The sequence below is a fragment of the Paenirhizobium cremeum genome (assembly GCF_022884085.1).
Lineage (GTDB): Bacteria > Pseudomonadota > Alphaproteobacteria > Rhizobiales > Rhizobiaceae > Allorhizobium > Allorhizobium cremeum.
In genome coordinates this window covers 1-5,160 of record NZ_JAGGCS010000034.1, presented here as the reverse complement: position 1 = coordinate 5,160, position 5,160 = coordinate 1, and the positions used below count along the sequence as shown (strand labels likewise).

Here is a 5,160-nt window from a genome sequence, read left to right as displayed (position 1 = left end):
TCACGAGTTGGGGTCTCCGGCAAAGTCGGGGCGGTTCAATCCCCATCGTAACAAGGTCATCGTGCTGCTCAGCATTCGCGCCGGACTGCGAGCGTCAGAGATCGCCCACCTCGACTGGTCGATGGTCACCGATGGCGGCGGCAGCATCGCCAACCTGATCGAATTACCGGGCCGGGTGACCAAATACGGGCGCGGTCGGCGCATACCCCTGCATGCTGAACTTAAACGCGCCCTGAGGGGCATTCACCGCAGCCAGGGCGCCCCCAAGGCCGGACCGGTCATCGCCAGTGAGCGGTGGCTGGGTGACTGCTACGCCCCCATGACCCCGAAGGCCGTCGTCAATTGGTTCACCGCCGCCTATCGGCAAGCAGGGCTCACGGGCTGTTCGTCACATTCAGGCCGGCGCACCTTCATCACCAAGGCCGCCCGCCTGATCGCCAAGGCCGGCGGCTCGCTGCGCGACGTGCAGCAGTTGGCGGGCCATCGCTCCATCGAAACAACGCAGGCCTATATCGACGGCGACGCGGAGATACAGCGGAGGATCATTCGCATGATGTAGCGTGTTTCCCACCTTGTCCCGCCCGACCGGTTCCGTGCGGTCGCCGCCTTGGGTGAAGGGCCTTGATGACCGTACGTCATCGGCTCCCTTCTCCAGCCTCGAACGAAGCAACCGGCCAGGAGATCGGAGCGGCAAGGAATGGAAACATCATCATGGTCGAATACCCCACCAAGACGGCTCAGGCTCGACGCCGCGACCTTACCCCGACCGAACGGATCAAACTATTGAACGACTGGCTTCGTATGCATGGTGGCGGCGGTAGGATCGTGATGACTGCCGGCATTGCGGCCCTGGAGGATGAATTGCGGAACAAGGTGATCGCCGCGGTCCGTGGCTTCGACGCCTTCGACGACGACAACGATCCCCATGGCGAGCACGATTGTGCGATCATCGAGGTGGAAGACGTCAGCATCCTGTTCAAGATCGACTACTATGACCTGACACTTTCCCATCATTCGCCCGACCCATCGGACCCGGATGTCACCTGCCGTGTCCTCACCCTGATGCTGGCCGAGGAATACTGAATACGCCGGCTTCCATGCGACCGCACCGTCAAGGCGAGCTTGACGCCCTTTGTGGCATCTATGCCCTCATCAACGGCTTCGCGCATGCCGCGCGAGCCGACCCGATTGCCTATTTCCCGAAGAAGAAGCTGTTCACGCACCTGATTGAGCGCGCGACCGAATGGCGGGGGGATGCCAGCTTTATCTGTGACGGCCTGAGCCATGAGGAGATGCGCTATCTGGTGAAACAGGCCGTCAGGTTCATCGATCGTAAGGGGCATGCATTCAGCACCACATCCGCCCGAAAACTACTGACCCACCCCTTCACGAAACACGGCGACGGTAACGCCCGACGTGGCTGGCTCAAAGAGGCCGCCGAACTGACCAGTTGCGCCGTCATTCTCGATATCAATACGCCATGGCTTTCGCACTGGTCGGTGCTGGCTGACGTGGAAGGCAAGCGTGTCAATCTGTTCGACAGCATGGGCATGAGAACAGTGGATGCCGAAGCATGCAAACCCTTCCTTGTCCTTCACAGGCTGTAGAGAAGCAGGCCTAAGCGAATAGCGGCTCGTCAGAGCTGACGAACCCCGAGGCAGACCTGGCTGGCCATCGCTCTTCAAATGATGAACTGCCGGTTACTCAAGGTCGCGACACTCTACAGCCTCGATATACCGGGTGTTGATCCATCCCCCGCGCTCTCGCCCTCCAAGACGTGGAGCATTCTCGACAAACGCCCATGACGAACCTGCCTCAACGCAGATCGTTCCCATTGCAATCCAGTTTGGAGAGAACCTTTCCGCGCAATTCGCGGTATCGATCTCTACGTATTCACCGCCGAGAAGACGAGCCAGTACCGGATCGCTCGTGGATGGCCCGCTACGTAGATTGAGAAACCCGTCTGGTAGATCACGCCGCACCTCCGCGCACCATGTCTGCGTGGCGTGGCTTCGGTCGAAGCCGGTGAGAAATTCCACCACGGCGAGAACACATATCGCAAGCTGCGTCTTCATGTTTCCGTGGTCCCCTCTAGCTGACCATCCACTGGTTGGACTATTGCGCCCGTAGCCTCATTCCGTGAACGTAATCTGACTTCCGGTCGGCAGCAGCTCGTCAGAGCTGGCGAATCCCAAGGCAGACCTGGCTGGCCATCGCCATGCGAACAAGGTGGTAGATCATCGGGTTGAACGCCAATGGTGTCGTCGAGTTCTCAGCGATCCCACCAGGACCGGCGCTTGCCAGCGGAAGAATAAAGATAATCGTATTCAAACTGGCAGCCACTCCCGCCCTGCTATTCATGGCCACTTTGATACGCACCTGACGGCAGAGCTCCTCAGTTGGCTCATACAGGCCGACCACACTGTCCTTGAGCTGCTGGATGTCTGCTTCATATAGGAGTTCGCACCCACGCTGCTCCGATGGCGGGCAGACAAAGTCGGGAAAATCCTGGCCATCGAATTGCGGATCCAAGATCATTCGTTCGTAATCGACTATGCCGGCAACATCGGGCTGTTCCGGACTGTAGCGGATCGGAGCACGCACCATCCGCTCGTCATAGAGAACCGGCACCTGCGCAATATCCGGGCGTTCGCCTGGGGAAGGCGCTACGACAAGATCGGACCTTTCTGCTGCCGGTTCTGTCTGTGATACCACCTGTTCAGCACCTCCGGGGCGCCGACCACGAACGAGCGGCAGGGCCTTCTCGACCGTGTAGTAGATACCGTCGCAGACGCCGCCTTCGTCATCTGCCAATTGCTCGGCAATATCCTTGGCAACGCTGTCCTTGATCTCGGAGAAGAAATCCCGGGCAAGCGGCCCAGCCAAGCCCATTTGCCGAGCCTTGGCTTCCAGATCGACAACATCGACATCGAGGCCGCATGGGGCATTGGCGGCAACTGCGACGGCGACGACATGGATGATGGACTTGTCCATCGCCTTCCGTTCATCCTCGGGCGATTGAAGGTTGACGAAGTACGTCTCGGAAAACTGCCCCTTCAGAAAATCCTTGCGCCCTTCCATATCCACGCTGATGGGATCGCCGGCGCAAACAGTCAGAGGACAGAGCAAGAAAGAAAAAAGGGCTATGCTCAAGCGTATCATCATCGAGCTCCATATCCGGCATGTCGTTGGCTCGACCGAAGACTGGCCTGCTGAATTCCCACGTCCTGGGGATCAGAGAGCCTGCTTAACCAGGGTTTGCGAAGCTCGTTGAGTTCGTCTGAGGAAATCGCTCCCTGATCATGCAGCCGCTTCAGCCGAACAAGCTGCTCGGCGGGATCGCCATACGCATCGGGTTCCGGGCCGCCATGATCGAGCCGAACGATTTGTGGGTCGTTGACGAATAGGTTCAGTCCGCTCTCGCCACCATCGCTACCGGTTTCGCTCTTATGGACAGCACTGCATGCCCAAATCAGTGACCCGAACCAACCAAGCCCGGTGCCACCGACGAAGACGTTGAGCAAGGCGATCACCCAACGGTTAGGATGCCCCCTGCGAAATGCAACGAATGTTGGAATGAGATAGATGATTACCAACACACCGAAAGCGATCAACATCCCGGTCGCTCGGGTGTAATCATCCCCATCCAACGTTTGCGCCGAGGCAGGCTGGGTAGCGGCCATGGTTGAAAGGGCAAGTGCCGGCAAGACCGTGGACTGGCTCGATCTGGATCTCCACATTGCCACGACCTCAGGCCGAAGCTTTGGCGAGCAGATCACTCTTGAGGCGCTGGAATTCGGCATCATCGATTGCGCCGGAGGAATGCAACGCCGCCAACTTCTCCAAACGGTCTAGGGACGCCGTGGCGGCGGAACCCACAGCCACGGGAACCGGAGCCGGAGTTGCGGACATTGGCGATCCCCAACGTACGCCAAATCTGTTCGGAGCGTCTGTTCCTCCGGTGCAGGCGAACACCAGCAGTATGATGGATCCGACCAGCGGCACGAACCCAATCAACACCCACCATCCGCTCCGGTCGATATCATGCAGCCGGCGCGCGGTGACGCTGAGGGACGGGATGACATGTGCTACATAGACCAACCCGGCCAGAACCCCGGGGCTCTCGATCGCGCTATCAACGGCAATCGCGATCACCATCAGGATCATCAAAGCCAGCGTGAACAGCCAGAACTCCGATCGCGTGGAGCGGCCGGCAAAGTCAAAGTAGCGGCGCATTGCGGTTAAATATGCGGACATCGCGAAATTACTCCCTTTGAAAATTCCGAGGCGGCCAAAGCCAGTGGAACTGACTGCCTCACTGCCCATTGTTTTGGAATGATAACATCGGAGTATTAATATGGGATCAACAGTCCGTCGATTAACGGGCCGCGAAAAGGCTTGCTCCCTTCAATGGAAGCAAAGCGAATCGTCGGTTGGAACCTACGAAAACTCCGAGTGGAACGTGGTCTTTCCCAGGAGCGGTTGGCGCTCGAAGCAAAGATCGATCGCGCTTACGCTGGGCGCATAGAGCGGGGGCAGGAAAACGTGACCATCACCGTGCTGGAGGCCCTCGCACAGGCCTTGGATGTTCCGATAGCAAGGTTGTTTATCGAGCCAGAACCCGGTGCGGGTCTTCCAGAAGCGCTTAAACCTGGCAGGAAGAACCTACGGTAGGCGCATTGAGCAAATGAGAATAAGAGTATAGAAGTAATATCGATCCGACCATCGGCATTCTGGATAGTCTGGCAGTCGCTCTCAGTGGAATTCGGGAACGTGATTACCGAACCTTCCATGAGCCAAGAAACTCCACAACCACCGCATAAAAGTTGCAAGGCCACGCAATAAGTTATGCACGCCACAAGCCAAGCCTTGTGTTACCCAAGTAGCCACCACTTGATTCGGTTTGCGGATGATTTTCCCTGGCTAACTTCCTTTGACATGGAGGAATATTGGGCCGCGAAAATTGATGTACTTTTTCCCAAGATTTCCGGCTAAGTGCATCCGTAACGGCGCTGATCGCAACAAACTCAAAGCACCGCCGGCAGGCCTCCCGGTCTGTGGTCAGCGCTCGATAACCGTTGAAGAATCCGTCCAGAATACTGAACTGCTTGCTCGTCCCCTAGGACCTGTTGACAAAGTGGATTCCCAAATCAGCAGAAG

Annotated in this window: 8 protein-coding genes; 4 read left to right on the top strand and 4 right to left on the bottom strand. The window is 57.8% G+C overall.

The genetic code is table 11. The annotated features are described in order from the left end of the window. From J5N58_RS25875 to J5N58_RS25865, 3 genes are all read left to right on the top strand, one after another. Window positions 1-559, top strand: a 559-nt coding sequence (locus J5N58_RS25875) for a tyrosine-type recombinase/integrase (RefSeq protein WP_244714366.1), incomplete at its 5' end; no start/stop codon positions are given. A 152-nt stretch (window positions 560-711) separates the two neighbouring features. After that, the gene (locus tag J5N58_RS25870) at window positions 712-1,083 is read left to right on the top strand and encodes a DUF3768 domain-containing protein (protein WP_244714363.1); all 372 of its coding nucleotides are present in this window, start codon (window positions 712-714) and stop codon (window positions 1,081-1,083) included. A gap of 14 nt (window positions 1,084-1,097) precedes the next feature. After that, complete coding sequence (locus J5N58_RS25865; RefSeq protein ID WP_244714361.1) at window positions 1,098-1,607, top strand: hypothetical protein; 510 nt, start codon at window positions 1,098-1,100, stop codon at window positions 1,605-1,607. A gap of 93 nt (window positions 1,608-1,700) precedes the next feature. Here J5N58_RS25865 and J5N58_RS25860 read toward each other — a convergent pair whose 3' ends face one another. The 4 genes from J5N58_RS25860 to J5N58_RS25845 all read right to left on the bottom strand — a co-directional run bounded on the left by J5N58_RS25860 (window position 1,701) and on the right by J5N58_RS25845 (window position 4,257). Further along, on the bottom strand, window positions 1,701-2,075 hold the full coding sequence (locus J5N58_RS25860) for an SH3 domain-containing protein (RefSeq protein WP_244714359.1): 375 nt from the start codon (window positions 2,073-2,075) through the stop codon (window positions 1,701-1,703). Between the two features lie 100 nt (window positions 2,076-2,175). Then, complete coding sequence (locus J5N58_RS25855) at window positions 2,176-3,153, bottom strand: hypothetical protein (RefSeq protein ID WP_244714357.1); 978 nt, start codon at window positions 3,151-3,153, stop codon at window positions 2,176-2,178. Window positions 3,154-3,161: 8 nt separating this feature from the next. After that, entirely contained in the window at window positions 3,162-3,617 is a 456-nt protein-coding gene (locus J5N58_RS25850) for a superinfection immunity protein (RefSeq protein WP_244714355.1), read from the bottom strand. 133 nt (window positions 3,618-3,750) lie between these two features. Continuing rightward, window positions 3,751-4,257: a DUF805 domain-containing protein gene (locus J5N58_RS25845; protein WP_244714353.1), complete on the bottom strand. Its 507-nt coding sequence runs from the start codon at window positions 4,255-4,257 to the stop codon at window positions 3,751-3,753. A 153-nt stretch (window positions 4,258-4,410) separates the two neighbouring features. On the opposite strand from J5N58_RS25845, the gene J5N58_RS25840 reads away from it, so the two are divergent. After that, window positions 4,411-4,674 (top strand): helix-turn-helix domain-containing protein, encoded by a 264-nt coding sequence (locus J5N58_RS25840; RefSeq protein ID WP_244714351.1) that lies wholly within the window; start codon window positions 4,411-4,413, stop codon window positions 4,672-4,674. The last annotated feature ends 486 nt before the right edge of the window (window positions 4,675-5,160 follow it).